The organism is Pseudotamlana agarivorans, from assembly GCF_001642835.1.
In the GTDB taxonomy this organism is placed as follows: domain Bacteria; phylum Bacteroidota; class Bacteroidia; order Flavobacteriales; family Flavobacteriaceae; genus Pseudotamlana; species Pseudotamlana agarivorans.
On record NZ_LXEI01000023.1, the window covers coordinates 25,756 to 42,350 of the forward strand.

General features: G+C 32.5%; 11 protein-coding genes. 6 read left to right on the plus strand and 5 right to left on the minus strand.

Annotated features, from left to right (window positions below):
- Positions 1 to 2: 2 nt before the first annotated feature.
- On the plus strand, positions 3 to 5,048 hold the full coding sequence (locus A6I66_RS15505; RefSeq protein ID WP_067151511.1) for an NACHT domain-containing protein: 5,046 nt from the start codon (positions 3 to 5) through the stop codon (positions 5,046 to 5,048).
- Between the two features lie 679 nt (positions 5,049 to 5,727).
- Here A6I66_RS15505 and A6I66_RS15510 read toward each other — a convergent pair.
- On the minus strand, positions 5,728 to 5,955 hold the full coding sequence (locus A6I66_RS15510; protein WP_211267553.1) for a helix-turn-helix domain-containing protein: 228 nt from the start codon (positions 5,953 to 5,955) through the stop codon (positions 5,728 to 5,730).
- Between the two features lie 379 nt (positions 5,956 to 6,334).
- Between A6I66_RS15510 and A6I66_RS15515 the strand changes: the two genes are divergently transcribed.
- The 5 genes from A6I66_RS15515 (at position 6,335) to A6I66_RS15535 (ending at position 14,308) form a co-directional block, all read left to right on the plus strand.
- The gene (locus A6I66_RS15515; protein WP_067151514.1) at positions 6,335 to 6,877 is read left to right on the plus strand and encodes an RNA polymerase sigma-70 factor; all 543 of its coding nucleotides are present in this window, start codon (positions 6,335 to 6,337) and stop codon (positions 6,875 to 6,877) included.
- A 58-nt stretch (positions 6,878 to 6,935) separates the two neighbouring features.
- The gene (locus A6I66_RS15520; RefSeq protein WP_067151517.1) at positions 6,936 to 8,087 is read left to right on the plus strand and encodes a FecR family protein; all 1,152 of its coding nucleotides are present in this window, start codon (positions 6,936 to 6,938) and stop codon (positions 8,085 to 8,087) included.
- Between the two features lie 90 nt (positions 8,088 to 8,177).
- Entirely contained in the window at positions 8,178 to 11,462 is a 3,285-nt protein-coding gene (locus A6I66_RS15525; RefSeq protein WP_067151520.1) for a SusC/RagA family TonB-linked outer membrane protein, read from the plus strand.
- 11 nt (positions 11,463 to 11,473) lie between these two features.
- Positions 11,474 to 12,874: a RagB/SusD family nutrient uptake outer membrane protein gene (locus tag A6I66_RS15530; RefSeq protein ID WP_067151523.1), complete on the plus strand. Its 1,401-nt coding sequence runs from the start codon at positions 11,474 to 11,476 to the stop codon at positions 12,872 to 12,874.
- 21 nt (positions 12,875 to 12,895) lie between these two features.
- On the plus strand, positions 12,896 to 14,308 hold the full coding sequence (locus A6I66_RS15535) for a TlpA family protein disulfide reductase (protein ID WP_169815744.1): 1,413 nt from the start codon (positions 12,896 to 12,898) through the stop codon (positions 14,306 to 14,308).
- A 70-nt stretch (positions 14,309 to 14,378) separates the two neighbouring features.
- Here A6I66_RS15535 and A6I66_RS15540 read toward each other — a convergent pair whose 3' ends face one another.
- The 4 genes from A6I66_RS15540 to A6I66_RS15555 all read right to left on the minus strand — a co-directional run.
- On the minus strand, positions 14,379 to 14,630 hold the full coding sequence (locus A6I66_RS15540) for a DUF6520 family protein (RefSeq protein WP_067151529.1): 252 nt from the start codon (positions 14,628 to 14,630) through the stop codon (positions 14,379 to 14,381).
- A gap of 30 nt (positions 14,631 to 14,660) precedes the next feature.
- Positions 14,661 to 15,809, minus strand: coding sequence for a hypothetical protein (locus A6I66_RS15545; protein ID WP_067151533.1), 1,149 nt, complete (start codon positions 15,807 to 15,809; stop codon positions 14,661 to 14,663).
- A complete protein-coding gene (locus A6I66_RS15550) occupies positions 15,806 to 16,237 on the minus strand; it encodes a MauE/DoxX family redox-associated membrane protein (protein ID WP_067151536.1) in 432 nt (143 codons plus the stop codon). The genes A6I66_RS15545 and A6I66_RS15550 overlap by 4 nt, the downstream gene beginning before the upstream one ends.
- A gap of 102 nt (positions 16,238 to 16,339) precedes the next feature.
- On the minus strand, positions 16,340 to 16,595 hold a 256-nt coding region (locus A6I66_RS15555), incomplete at its 5' end, for a helix-turn-helix transcriptional regulator (RefSeq protein WP_157614251.1).

Sequence of the window (16,595 nt, forward strand, 5' to 3'; positions counted from 1 at the left end):
AAATGGCAGGAGAGGCAAGTGTATTTCAAACAGGTGGTGGTGGTTTTCATTATGAAAATTATGTGCAAGCATCATTTTTGTTACAGATGATTATTAATGGTGTAGTGCCATCATTTCCTAATGGAAAAATTATAGAAATTGGATTTCAAAATAAGAATAAAGGATATCAAACAGATGATTTATTCTTTAAAGTTGAAGAAGATAATATTACGAAAAGAATAATTTCTCAAATAAAATATAATATTCCAATTTCATCAAAGAATGAAATTTTTTTGGAAGTAATTAAGGCTTTTTGGGAGGATTTTAATAATGTTAACCATTTCGATAGACAAAGAGATAAAATGTTCCTTATTAAATCGAGTCTAACTAATAACGATAAAAATCATATAGTTTATTTATGTCAAATAGCTTCTAAACAAAGTACTTCACAAGATTTTTTTTCTGAAATTAATAGAACGAAAATAAAAAAAGAAGCACTTGATATATTTGAAGAAAGTCTAACTTTAGCAAAAGGAGAAGTTATTACCGAAAAAGAGCTGTTTCAGTTCTTAAAATGCTTTCATTTGCTGGCTTATGATTTTACTGCTGAAGCAAGCACAGATGAAACATATACACTTAATCTTATTCACTTATCAAAATCTAAAGATGTAAGAACTACTTCTAAAGAGATTTGGAGTATACTTCTTAATGAAGTTGCTACACATAATCGAAATGGAGGGGGTATTTCTAAAGAAAATTTAAGTAGTTTTCAACCATATAAATATTTTGACTTATCTATAACTAATGATGCGTACTCTTCTCTCAAGAAAATACATCAAGATGGTGAATTACTATTAAAACCATTCAAAAATTCTATAAAAGGTTATCATATAGATAGAGCAACTGTTAAAAAGTCAATAATAAAGTCTATAAATCAATCTGATATTTCTATAATAACAGGTTACCCAGGTGTTGGTAAATCTTCCCTATTAAAAGATCTTTTAAGTGTTGAATTATCAGATACAGTTCCTATAATTTTTAAAGCTGATCAGCTAAATAAGAATTCATTAGCTCAAGTGTTCAGTGAAGTCGGGATAAATCACAATTTATTCGATTTGTTTAGTTTAATATCAGTGCTTTCAAATAAAATTATTGTAATTGATAGTGCTGAAAAATTATTGGAAGCTCAACCTGATTCTGCGTTTAAACAATTATTAACAATTATTTCAGAAAATAAGGAAATTAAACTTTTAATGACTTGTAGGTCTTATGCTGTTAATGTAATTAAACAAAAATTTGGTATCGATTCCGAAAAAATAAATGTGGTAGATATACCGCTTTTAAATGATGATGAAATTGAGTTAATAAAAAAAGAATTTCCTCAATTAACCAACTTTCTTTCTAATAGTAAAATAAATGAAGTTTTAAGAAGCCCTAAGTATCTTGATTTTACAGTATCAGCGGTAAAAGTAGAAAATGAAAATATCTCGGAAGACATGAGTTATTCAGAATTTAAGGAGATATTATGGAATGAAGTTATAGAGAATTCAACGGTAACAAAGAATGGCCTTCCTAGAAAAAGAGGTACTACTTTCATGCATATTGCAGTAGGTAGAGCTATTAATATGAGATTGTTTTTTGAACCCCAAGATGATAAAATAGATTATGAAGCGGTAGAGCTTTTGGAAAGTGATAATATAATAGTTAGAAATAATAATAAATATCAATTTTCTCCCTCTCATGATATTTTGGAGGATTGGGCATTAATAAGATATATTTATTCAATTGCAAATAAACTCTCTAATAAAGCAGATTTATTTAATAAACTAGGTAACCAACCAGCTTTACGAAGAGCTTTTAGATTATGGATTGAAGAATTACTTGCTAATGATATTGATACAGTTGCAACTTTAATTTCTTTGACCGTTGAAGATGAGTCAATACCTACATATTGGACAGATGAAATACTTACAGCTGTTTTTAGGTCAGATGATTGCAGTTCTTTTTTCAAATATTTCTCTTCAACATTATTGGAAAACAATTGTATGTTTTTGAATAGATGTATTCTGCTTATAAGAACTACTTGTAGGGAATATAGTTTTAACAAGGCAAACTCTAAAGACATTTTATTTCCTGTAGGTTCTTGTTGGGAAGAAATGGTATGTTTTTTATCTTCAAATATTTTAGAAATAGAAAGTATAAGGAAGTCTATTTCAAATTTTTTACTGGACTGGGAATATAAATTTCTTTTCCAATTTGAGCTTTGTTCTATTAAAGAGATAGAAGCAGCAAATATATTGGTTTTTCATTATATAAAAGAAATGTACGATGGAAGTGACCATTGGGGCTATTCATCAAAAAATGTCAATCAAAAGACAGGCTTTGTATACATGTTATTTGGTTTTGCGTCTTATTGTAAAGATGAATTAAAGAAATTTATTGAAGAATGTAGTTCAAATACAGATGAGTATGGAAGATTAAAAGGTTTTAGTGAATTGGTAATTAAAAAGGCTATAGGTGGTGTTAGAAATGGCTTACTAATTAAAGAGTTACCGGATACATTAATACACATAGCGAACAAACATTGGAAACGTATACCACCTGAAAGTCTACCTAAAAGAGAAGGCCCTTTTGGATTTTCTTTTCCGGAACGTAAAGAAAGAGAAGATGCCTGGGGTATAACAAAAACCAGATTTGATTTTTTTCCGTCTGGTATTTATAAAACATTTGTTTATAATTTACTGAAACATCATCCTTTAAAGGCTGTAGTTTTTATTTGTGAGTTCACTAATTATATAACATCATCTTATAAAGAATCTGATTTTAGTGTAAAAGAGGAACTCAAGGAAATTAAAATGATGTTAAATGACGGTTATGTAAAGACGCTCTATGGAAATGAATATTTATGGAACGCATATAGAAGTACAACTGTAACTCATAACTTGCTTGAATCTGTTTTAATTAGCCTTGAAAAATATTTATTAGAAATTGCTCGATTTGAAGTTCCTGACAACAAATTATTAAAAACAATAACTAATTATTTATTAGAAAATTCCAATTCAGCTACAATAATTAGTGTTTTAACCAGTGTATTTATAGCTTATTCAAAAGCATTTGGGGATACCATTTTACCAATTTTAAGAGTTAGAGAGTTTTATGAATGGGATACACATAGAGCAACAAGAGAACATTCCGCTACAGCAATTTACGACGAAAGAATTTCTTATGCCCAAAAAGAGAAAGGAGAATTCAATAGACTTCCCCACAGAACAAAATATCAACGTGGACTTCGAGAATTTCTACTTCATTATCAAATAAATAGTGGTTTGCTCAATATAGAATTACAAACAATCTTTGATGGTTTTTACGAAAATTGTGAGGAAGATATTTTTTGGGAAAAAGCCATTATCGAAATGGATATAAGAAAATACAAAGCATCAATTGTAGATGAAGAAAAAGGGGTTTTTCAGTTAGAGGTAAATTACACTGAACCTGTTTATAATGTAGTTGAGACTTTTACTAAAGAAAATGTAAATGATAATCTTTCAATGCATTATTCCCATTCGTTACGACAGGTAAAGGAAAAGAAATCTGAAATGTCATTTGATGAATGGGAGATTATTTTCGAACACTTTTCTTCAGATGAAACTGAGAATTCAATATGGGATTCACCTGTAACATTATCTGTTTTGGGCCTAAATTTATTTTATGAAAAATTAAGTAAAGTTCAAAAAGAGTATTGTATTGAAACTATTATTGATGCACTGGAGCAAATAATAAAAGAAACTAATGATAGAGGTAGTTTTAGCCGTTTGTATGGGTATAATATATTGGAAAAACAATTAACTATTGAATCTATTCATTTACTATATAAATTCAGTGAAGGTATTGTTGATGAGAAAGATTTGGATCTACTTGTTACATGTTTACTAATTAGTAATTTGGCAGACCACGAAATAAGAAATTTTCAAAAATATTTCAGAAAAATTTTCAGTAAAGAATTCCCAGAAAAGGCTCAAAAACTAATTATTATTCAAATAAACTATGCGAAATTCTATAGTGAAAATAGGGTGAATCATTATCGTAGCCAACAAGAAACAGAGGATTACAAAGAAAAGGAATTTGAATTTATTAAAAGCATATTAATCGAAAGTGATTTACCTGAAACTTCTTATTTGTCTTTTGAATCGTATGAATCACATTTTTTAAACAATTCTTTACTTCTAATAACTTCAAGTGTGAATATTGAGTTCTTTCAAAATTACATTTTGAAAATGTGTGAATTAATTTTAGAAGACTTAAAGTTAGAAGATGATTTGTCTTATTCTCGTTCAATAAAGTCTCGAAAAACAAATTATACAATTCTTGTTGACTTACGTTTTTATTTTAACGAGGTTCTTTTGTTTAATGATGTAAATTTTAGCAAATCGTTAATAGATAAATTATGCAATCCCATTCTAAATAACGAGTTAAAGAATATGCATAATTTAAAAGATTTGTATGAGCTTATAACAGGTGTTTTTAATACAACTGTCACAAGGTTAGATGATTTAATTAATGAAGATAATGATGTAGAAAGGTATAGAAATCATTTTTGGGAATTATGGAAATACCTTTTCAATAAGGTTAAGGCATCAAGCAATTGTTTTTTTGTAAAAGAACTTTTGTTAGATGTTAATGAAAGGTCTTGGTCAATAAAATCAGATAATTGGAAAGGTTTTGTCAATTATAGAATTCAGTACAACGAATTTGTAGGGTATTTTAAAGTAAAATCATTATCACATATAATTTCAGTTTTTTCCACTTTTGGAGAAAAAGTTTTTCTCCCATCGGGAATTAATTTAATAGTGAAAAATTTAAAGGAAGATGATAGTGGTTATAAGAGTTTAGACTCTACAAATGCGGTTAAATTAATTCAAGTACTTCTTAATAATCATATTCAAGAAATTAAAGAAAGTCAAAGTTTAATAGAGGATTTTATTTACATCTTAAATAAAATGATTGATTTAGGGTATTGTGAAGCTTATTTAATTAGAGAATGTGTGATTACCTACAAAAAATCAACATAATTGCCCCACAGGCTAAAACCTGTTTTTATCGCTCTGCCCTAGCTTGATCTTGCCGATATCTCAAAAACCGTAGCTTGTATTGAGGTAGTTGAAATATCTTTTGGTTTGTTCCCCGTGCCACACGTCTATAGCGTTTAAATTGCCATACTGTAGCACATTACAGCTTGTTTCATTAGTGCCTCATTGCACAACTTTAAAGAGCTGCCCCATGCAAAAAGCTAATAAATTAAACGCTATCCCAAAGCTAAATTATATAACGGGTACTTACTAGTGTAGTTTATTTTTTGACATATTTTATCTTTAGGCATAAGACAAAGGAAATTATTCCTTAGTGAAGTGTTCGGAGTCAAAAAACTCTTTTAAGGTAATATTTATCATTTTACAGAAACGATTTATTGTATGAATCGAGACTCCCCTTTCGTCAGTAGTACTTTCCCATCGACTAACTATTTGTCTATCGATATCATGGCTTTCTGAAAATTATTTTTGATTAGGGTTGACTTTTACCCTAAGATCCTTAATTCTTTGGGCTACTTTATCATTAAATGCAATTTCTTCTGGTCGTAATTTAGCCATATTGCAATTTTGATATTCTTCGAGTAAATGATATAATCCATTTGATTGACAAAATGAAAATTCAAATAAAATACAGTACTATAGTAAATACTAGTTGTAAATTTTAAATTGGTTTTTCTGGCCAAAAATCTTTAGGGGAACAATCAAATATTTTGGCAATCTCGTTAAGATGATTTATGTTATATTTTGCTCTTCTTTTTACAGATTCTACATGAGAAACAAAACTACTGCTCATACCTAAGCACTGGGATAAGGTAACTTGTGAAATCTTTTTTTTCATCCTCATATCTTTGACTTTAAGAATAATATGTGTTTCAATTTCAGTTCCCAAAAAGTTGTTTTTAATTTACCAAATTGGAATTATTATTTTATTTGTACAACGGTACTAGTACAGGTGGATAATGTTTATTATATTAGCTTAGAATTAATATATTTGCGATACTTCGAATAAAAAATATTGAAGCATTCGCTTTGAATCTCGCCATTGAAAACTGGTAATTTTTGCAACGAGATGATAAGTAAGATGCTCACGTCTACGGGCGTGGGCTCACTTATTGTTGCAACGGTATACCAGTACCTCAATGGCAATAAGCTGAGTTCTGCGCCCTTTTAGTTATTGTAATGTGAATTCAGGGAAGCTTTAAGCAGTAATACTTGGCGCTAATAGTTTTAAGGAAAATGAAATATTTCCTTTAAAAACCCAACGGAGCATGTTCACCCGCAAAGCACATCCCAACAGTTTGGTAGGGTTCAAATCACTTTTTGAAACTCTTTACCCATCCTTGTGTTTATTTGCCAGTAAGTACCTTCAGGATATGGATGCATCTAAAGATATTGTACAAGAGGTGTTTGTGAAAGTTTGGGAAAAGCCACCGCAACTTAAAAATCAAAATGCCATAAAGGCTTATTTGTATACCATGGTGAAAAATCACTGTTTAAACTATTTGAAAAGTAACCATGTTAAACAGATAAATAAATCCAGTCTAATAACAGAGTTCAGTTTGAAAACCGAGGCCAATGTACTAGCTGAAATAACCACTGTAGAAATCTATTCTGAATTATACAGAGCCATCGAATGCTTACCTAAAAAAACAGCTAAGGTTATCCAATTAAGCTTGAAGGACTACACCACCAAAGAAATTGCCGAAGAGTTGTCTATAACTCAAAGTACAGTACGGACTCAAAAGAATAGAGCCTATATAAAGTTAAAAGGCATATTGAGTCACTTAAATCAAATTTTCTTAATTTTTTAATACGTTTTGTAGACGCTTCACACGTGTTGATTGTCATAGAGGTATAAGTACAATTTCTATGACGATTTACGATCACATATTTTCATTAGCTAAGAAAACAGCAAAAGCTTTATCAAAAGGAGAAGAACCAGTCGATCTTCACACTTCCAATGTATTTGATGAAGATAATAAAAAGCACTTGCTCGAAGCTTTAAGAGAGGAAGCAGTTGAATATAACGTAAAGCAACTACAATCCATAGATACTCAAAAGGACTGGGAAAAAGTTGCATTAAAGCTTAAACCTAAAAGAAAACCACTATTAGCACCTTTTTACAAGGTAGCTGCTATTGTTATTATTTTAATTTCTGTTGGGTTTGTAGCGCATATTATTTTAAATAAAAAAGAACACAGGGCGTTGGAAGTCCCCAAAATTGTTGCCGGTACCGATAAGGCTATATTGACTCTTGAGGATGGTTCTCAAGTTGCACTTCAAAAAGGAATTCCTTTCCAAAATGAGTTAGTCACCAGCAACGGAGAGCGTTTAGATTATGAAAGAGGACAAACCAAATTTAACACAGCATTTAATTATTTGACTGTGCCAAGAGGCGGTAAGTATCAAATAGCCTTATCAGATGGTACCGAGGTGTGGTTAAATGCAGCCACAAAACTTAAATACCCTGTAGCGTTTAAGCCAGGAGAGACTCGCATGGTTGAACTTTTATATGGTGAAGCTTATTTTGATGTGTCGCCAAGTACAAAGCATCATGGAAGCAGGTTTAAGGTGGTAACCAAAGGTCAAGAAGTAGTAGTGCTTGGAACGGAATTTAATATTAAAGCTTATGAAGGTGAAAATAAAGTCTTCACAACCTTAGTTGAAGGTAAGGTTGATGTCAAGGTCAATGAACACTCAGAATCATTAAGCCCAGGAGAACAAACTGTAATGCATGTTTTGTCTAGAGAGGTCGTTAAAGAAACAGTAGATATAAAATACGATATAGCCTGGGTAAAAGGATATTTTAATTTTAAAGATAAACCACTAAAAGAGATTATGAAAGTGCTCTCAAGATGGTATGATGTTGAAATTTATTTTGAATCAAATGATTTGGAGCAAGTCAGATTTAGTGGCTTATTAAATAGAAATCAGCATATAGAAGATATTTTAAACGGAATACAAAACACAAACATTATTAATGCCTATGAGATAAAAAACAAGACGATAACAATCAAGTAAAAGAAAGGGAATAAAGCTGCTACCTGGACAGTACAAAGCTAAATTCCCTATACACTAATCGGTTTTTTTAACCAACTAATACACAAATTTATGCAAATAAAATTAACCAACGGTATTTTCCTTAAAAGGAAAGTGCTTCCAAAGCTTATTGTGAAAACACTAATCTTATTATGCTGTACAACTGTTTTCGGCTTTTCATCAGAAATTCTTTTTTCACAAAATGAAAAAGTTTCTATAAAAGCAGACAAAACCATGACTATTTACGAGGTTTTGGAAATTATAGGAGAGCAAACAGAATGTACCTTCATTTACCAATCGGATATTTTTAAAGACGTCCCCGAAATAGCTATAAAAAAAGGCGTTGTAAAAGTTAATAGGTTATTAGAACAATGCCTTCCTCCAGCAAATTTTAAAATAACAGTAACAAATGGGAATTATTATACCATTACGCGCATTATTCCCACACCCATCAAACAAGGCATGATAAGGGTTAAAGGCATTATTACTGATATGAATGATATGCCTTTAGTAGGAGTTCATGTAAAAGTAGAGGGGACTCAGAAAGGCACCATATCAAACTTTGATGGTTCATACAGTATTGAAGTAAACAGTAGAGGGGTATTGCTCTTTTCGGCTTTAGGTTTTGAACAACAATCGATACCTGTAAATAATCAAAGTCAAATTAATGTGAAACTTAAGGAAGACATTACCGAGTTGGGTAAAGTGATGATTAATACAGGCTATTATAGTGTTAAGGAAAGAGAACGCACAGGAAGTATAAGTCGTGTTGGTTCAAAGGATATAGCTTTACAACCTGTGGTAAGCCCTTTACAAGCATTACAAGGTAGAATGCCAGGTGTAGAGATAAATCAAACTAACAATTTGCCAGGAGCAGCTACAACTATTCAAATACGAGGGCGAAATAGTCTTAGAGATGATGGTAATTCACCACTTTATGTTATAGATGGAATTCCAATAAGTTCGGAGGAGATCGATGCTTCTGGGTTATATGCGATATCTGGACTAGACCCGTTGAGTACCTTAAATGTTTCAAATATAGAAAGTATTGAGATTCTCAAAGATGCTGATGCCACATCAATTTATGGTTCAAGAGGGGCAAATGGGGTGGTTTTAATTACCACTAAAAAGGCTTCATCTGGGAAATCCAGAGTTCATTTTAGTGCTTATACAGGTGTTGGTGAAATATCTCAGAAAATGAATGTTTTAAATACTTCTGAATATTTGGAAATGCGTAATGAAGCCTTTACCAATGATAATAAAATACCAACATTGAGTAATGCCCCAGATTTATTAGTTTGGAATCAAAATAGCTATACCGATTGGCAGGATTTATTATTAAGTAATAGCGCATTTATTTCGGATGTTCAGGCATCTATATCGAGCGGAACACCTCAAACATCATTTTTATTTGGAATGGGGTATCACAATGAAGATTTAGTTTTTCCTGGAGATTTTGGTTATAAAAAGCTGACAGGAAACTTGAATTTAAATCACCATTCTGTAGATAATAAACTAAATTTTACCTTATCTGTAAACTATGGCGTGGACAAACATAATAGTTTTGAAGCCTCCAGTTTTATAAATGAAGCTATAACGTTAGCCCCCAATGCGCCAGAACTGTATAATAATCAAGGTGATTTAAATTGGGAAAACTCCACATGGGTGAATCCATTAAGTTACTTAAGAAAAACACAGGATATAAACACAAATACTTTATTAAGTAGTATGATGGTGAGCTACCAGATTATGCCCAGTCTGCAAGCCAAAGTAAGTGTGGGTTACACTAATTTACTGAGTATAGCTTTAGATAAAAATCCAATAAGCAGTAATGATCCAGCTGTAATTTCTGAAAATACTGCGAGTCAACGTACAACCTCTAGGGACTCCTATATCGTAGAACCCCAATTGGTTTATAATAAAAGCTTAGGTCAAGGTGAATTGGATATTTTATTTGGAGCGACGTTTCAAAATAGTAAAAATGAGTCCTCTCTATTAGTAGGGAAGGGGTATACTGATGAAAGTTTACTAGATAATTTTGCAGCAGCCAATAGTGTAAGTGTTCTGACTCAGGACGATAGAGAGTATGCTTATAATGCTGTGTTTGGTAGGGTTGGTTACCAATGGGAATCCAAATATTTTATAAACCTAACAGGGCGTAGAGATGGTTCATCTCGATTTGGTCCGAATAATAAATTTGCCAACTTTGGAGCTGTAGGAGCCGCATGGATTTTTACACAGGAAGACTTTGTAAAAAGTGCATTACCTTTTTTAAGTTTTGGGAAGTTTAGAGGCAGCTACGGTACAACTGGTAGTGATCAGATTGCAGATTACGGCTATTATGATACGTATCAACCCACCAATGGAGTAGGTGGTTTGTACCCTACACAGTTAGCAAATCCAAACTATTCATGGGAGGTTAATAAAAAAATGGAATTATCTACCGAATTAGGGTTTGTAGGCGACCGTATCATGATATCAGCAAACTGGTATAGAAATAGGTCGTCTAACCAACTGGTGGGTTATACACTTCCTGCGCTTACAGGTTTTACATCCATTCAAGCAAATTTACCAGCTACGGTAGAAAACCGTGGTTGGGAGTTACAGCTTACCACTCAAAATATTCAATCCGACACATTTAATTGGGAAACCTCTTTTAATATTACGATTCCTAAGAACGAGCTTATAGAGTTTCCTGATATTGAGAATACAGCATATAATAACAAATATAAGGTTGGATCATCTTTAAACAGTGCACTTTTATACCGTTCTTTAGGTGTAGATTCAACAACGGGTCTCTACGAGATGGAAGACATGGATGGCGATGGACGTTTTGATTTTAATGACCGCTTAATAATCCAGGACATGGGACGAAAATACTACGGAGGATTAACGAATAGGCTTAGTCACAAAAATATTTCATTAGACTTCTTTTTTCAATTTGTAAATCAAAAAGGACGAAACCATTTGGCTATGTTCGAAGCCCCAGGGCGTTCTTTAGGAAATCAACAGACTGCCGTTCTTGATCGTTGGCAAATGCCAGGGGATGTAGCAACAACACAGCAGTTCTCAACAAGTTCAACAGCATATAGAACTTACACAAGAGCAAGAACTAGTGATTTAGTAATCACTGATGCGTCATTTATACGGTTAAAAACATTGTCTCTTTCATATAGTTTTCCTCCAGATCTAATGGAAAAAGTAGCCTTGCAATCGGGTAGGATCTTTTTACATGGTCAAAACCTATTTACACTTACAGATTATGAAGGTTTAGATCCAGAGTCAGCTCTGTATGGCAGTATTTCAAACTTACCGCCTTTACGAATGTTCACTTTTGGAGTGCAATTAACTTTTTAACCCTTAGAACAATGAAAACACAAATACAATATAAAATATACCTAATTGCCTTTTTACTTAGTATAGTCTTTGTAGCTTGCGAAGATTATGTAACCATTGCTCCTCCAAACTCAAAGGTAGTAAGTCAAGTAGTTTTTGAGAGTGATGAATTAGCTACTGCAGCCGTTAATGGCATTTATCATGAGCTCTTTAACTTCAATGGTTTTGCTAGTGGAAGTGTAAACTCTATTACGGTAGTAACAGGGGTTTCAGCAGATGAATTGGATTTATACAATCCCATTGCGTACCCGGAGTTCGAAGAATATTATGAGCATAACATTAACCCAGATAGTTCTACAAGTTTAAAGTTTTGGTCAACGGCCTATAACATTATTTACATGTGCAACGCAGCGCTAGAAGGGTTGAATCGATCCAATAAGATTACTGAAGCAACTAAGCAACAGTTAGTAGGAGAAGTTCATTTTATAAGAGCCTTTGCTTATTTCAATTTAGCAAATTTGTATGGCGGAGTTCCTTTAATTAATACTACGGACTACAGTAAAAATGCATTGGAACCAAGAGCATCAAAGGAAAACACCTATCAATTCATTATAGAGGATTTAAACAAATCCAAATCCATGTTATCCGTATCCTATAGAGATAATCAGCGAACACATGTAAATAGCTATTGTGCAACAGCTCTGTTGTCACGTGTATATCTCTACCAAGAAGACTGGCTAAATGCTGAAAAAATGGCGTCAGAAATTATAAATGCTAGTCAACTATTTAAGCTTTCAGATGATTTAAATAAGGTGTTTTTAGCGAACAGTGAAGAAGCGATCTGGCAAATTTCCCCTGTGGGTACTACAGGAGAAACAAGGGAAGGCAATATATTTATAATTACCACACCGAACTATTTTTTAAGTCCAGTAGCACTAAGTGAAGATTTGTTAAATGCTTTTGAAAATGGAGATGATAGACTAAATCAATGGGTTTCATCTTTAGGCAGTGGTGTTGAAGTTGACTACTTTCCATTTAAGTACAAGATAAAATCGACCATTGATCCGCCTTCAGAATATAGCACCGTACTTAGGTTAGCAGAACAATATCTTATTCGAGCAGAAGCACGAACAAATCAAGGACTGATAATCGAAGCTCAACAAGATATTAATGCCATTAGGAATAGGGCAGGCTTATCAAATGTGAACACTAGCCTTACCGCAGATTTACTAGATATTATTTTAAAGGAACGCCGAATTGAATTGTTTTCAGAGAGGGGACATCGGTGGTTTGATTTAAAACGGATAGGCCAAGCTAATAAAGTGCTTTCTGCTTTGAAACCCAATTGGAATAGCACAGCAGAGTTGCGTTATCCCATCCCTGAAAGTGAATTAGCGAAAAATCCAAACCTATCTCAAAATTCAGAATATTAGACTCTTAATTTTATGAAAACCATGAAGTATAAAATTAAAACTATGCTTGGGCTGCTTTTTATGGGATTAAGTGTTGGGTTAAGTCTTAATTCTCAAGAGTCTCCGAATCAGTTTCCAGAAATAGGTAAGCCTATTCTAGATTTTGAAATAAAAAATATAATAGACTATTCCCAGAAACGAACGACCTATTCAGAGTTGAAGGGTAAACCAACTATCCTTTATTTTTGGAGTCGATACTGTTCAAGTGCCGTTCGAAACATTTCCAAGTTAAATGGGTTGAATCAACAGTTTGGAGAAAAGATAAACATCTTTTTAGTTGGAGGAGAAGCAGCAGATGCAGGAGTTGGTAAACATGTTTTTCTAGGAATGGAACCTGGAATGGAGAATCTTAAGGAGTTATACTCAAACCTTAAGCAGGAACAGGGATTGAAAATTCCTGTAGCCTTTGATCCTTTGTTGTTTCAGCGTTTTGTACCTGAATCAAAAGTTCCCTGCATTATTTATATTGATTCAAAAGGCATTGTGAAGGCCATAACCAATGCAATCGATCAAGAGAAAGTTAAGTTGTTCTTAGCGGACAAGGATTTTTTCTTTAGAGATATTTCAAATGAAGCACGGCAAAAGGCGGTGTTGGAAAAGGTGGATGAATTTATGCCGTTTGAATCCAATGGTCAAAGGGTTAAAAACCCTCCATTTTTGTACCGATCGTTATTTACTCATTATGAAAAGGAAGGGGTTAGAGTGCCTAGAATATCAAATACCATTGATGCAGTATGTCGTGACAATAGTTATAGAAAAAAGGGATGGCTTCAAGGAAGTGTAACCTTATCAGATTTATATAAACTAGCCTATTTTGGATATATTAATTCTAAAGGGGTATTGAATGACTATCTATATTTAAAAGAGCGAGATTATAATCAGTTGATATTGGAGTTAAAAGATAAGTCCTTATTTTCTGGTGTAAATTATGAGACTAGAAAAAACTTGTTCATCTATAGCCTTATTGTACCTTCTGAAAAAGCAATACCAGAGTATATCAAAGACGTGATGCAAGGAGATCTGAAAAACTATTTTGGATATCAAGTTAAAATAGAGAAGCGGATGTTGCCTTATTGGCGTTTAACCGTTTTAGAAAAGGCAAAAAGTAATTTGAAAACAAAAGGAGGTGATTATAGGTTGAAATCTGATGGATTTACAAATTTTTCCTTTCAAAATGTTTCAGTGGATAATTACATTGATTCGATATTTTATATGGTGAAATCGAAATTAAATATGCCTATTATTAATGAAACAGGGCTAGCATTTCACATAGATATACCTGAAACAACTGTTTTGTTATCGGACTTTGATACCATTAAAGGAGCATTAAAAAAACAAGGCTTTGAAATGGAAATCGCCCATAAGGAATTTAGAGTCCTTGTCATATCTGATTAAAGTAAAATTAGGAGTTGGTAGCAAGTCACTACCAACTCCTTTTTTAGACAAGGTTTTGTCTATTTTAAAATTAATCAGGATCTCTTTCTAACAAACTATTACAAGTAGTTCCGTTTTTAACAGCATAGACGTGTTGTCCAAGGAATGTACAGGTAATTCCTTCTCCTTCACAACCAGCATCCACAGGCTGACAAGCTTGCGGATTGCTAGAAATTACATACTCTCCCATTTGTGCGGGACTAGTTTCAGTTGCCGTGGCAAATGATAATGCTACAGCAAACATGAATGCCATTACAGGCAAAATGATTTTTAAATTTTTCATCTTTTCTAAAATTAAATTAATAGGATACACTTATTTTTTATACAGGTGTTCAGTGTTTCTATTTCCTGATTCTATCGCGATATTATCTTTGTTTTGATTTGAAATCGGCTTCATTTCCGAAAACCAGTTTTGGTTTAATTCATAAATTATAAGGTAGTTGTGGTGTATGGCTAGTAAATGATTATCTGTAATCATAAACCTTTTAAGCTTGAAGCCTTTATATCCATTTATGTAAAAGCTAAAATCATAGGTGTTCGTTTTTAAATTATAAACATCAATGACTGTTGAGTTTTTAAATCGTTCAGGGCTTTCGTTTTTAGCCATTAAATTAGAATGTACCAAGAGGTAATCATTATAAGTGTAACTGTTTTTATTTACTAGGAAAGGAGGAGCTGTCATGGTTTTAGAATTATAGGCGTCAATTGCTTTGGATTTGATTTTTGCAATACTATTGGTGTCAATAGTTTTTCTTTTATCTACTAACTGCATTGTGGTGTCCATGATAAGGTATTGATTACGGTAGTAGTATATATAAATTAATTCGGACCGTTTTGTATTATAAAGTAAAGCCCCATCAGTACAAAATATGCCATCCCATTGCTTTTTTAATAAATTAGGAGCTAAAGTAACATAAGGTGGTTTGTTTGACAGTTTGCCTAAAACCAGCTCTTGTTTTTTTGCATCAATAGAACGGATGGCCATTGATTTTGGACCTATAGGAATGGCCTCGTTAAAATAGGCGTTATCATACATGAATTCACTAGCTTTCCAAGATGAGATATTACCCTTTAAAAGTTTTGGTGTTATGCCATCTAAAAGATAGAAATCAGGAGGGATAACCAATATTCTACTTTTAGCATAGTATTTTTTTAATGATGTGGAATTCATTTTAATGCTTATTTGGGTAGTATCTTTGGAAAGGAGATTAACCTTAAGCAAATGCAATGGTGCTGTGATATTTCCTAGGTAGATATTATTGTTTAAAGCATCGTATCCAGAAAAATAGTAAGAATTGTATTTAATATGAATAACCGTATCTAATAGAATGGGGTGAGGAGGAAAATACCTGTGAAAACTGTTTTGTTTATGTGTAAGTTTATTTGATACAGCATATAAACATACTACCATAGTGATACTTAGAGAAGCACATGTTATTAATTTTACAATAGTTGTTTTCATGTTACTGATTTTTGTGTTAGCAATAGAATTCCAATAGTTGCAATAGCCACAAAGAATAGGTTAAAAATAAGGTGTGCCGTCCATCCCATACTATCTAAAATTCCACCGCACGCACAGGGTATAAAAGGGCTAAATTTTAGGATTAGAACGATATATGTGGAAAACATGACCATCAGGCTATAACTGGCATATAAAGCAAGTAGCCTAAGTCGAGGTAATGCTAAAAGTATGGCGATAATAATTTCTAAAGTTGGTATCAGAAATACAATCCAATGTCCTATTGATGTTAGTACTGGAGATTGACTCACTTGAATAGAGAATTTCTCATAATCAAGAAATTTGCTTACTGCGGCATAAACAAATAAAATGACGAAGACAATAGAAATTGTTTCCGTAATTAGATTTGTTTGTTTTTGAGACCATTTCATACCATTTGTTATTTATTGGTATAAAATTATAGGATACAGTTATTCTTTAAAGGATAAGTTTTTGACTCTAAGGGATTTATTTTCTAAGATGCTGAAAAGTCATCATTTTTTTCCTTCCAAAGGAGTTTTTCGCAGTTCACTAGGAGGGTATCCATAATGCTTTTTAAAAGCTCTAGAAAAATGGGCGATACTTTTAAAGCCTGTCATTCTAGCAATAGAAATTAAAGCTTCGCTACTGTACTGAATCATCATTTTTGATTTTCTCAGGCGTTCCTGCATTAAAAACTTATGTACGGAGGTGCCATAAAGCTCTTTAAAACCATATTTTAATTTAAACTCATTAGTGCCTAATTGTAGA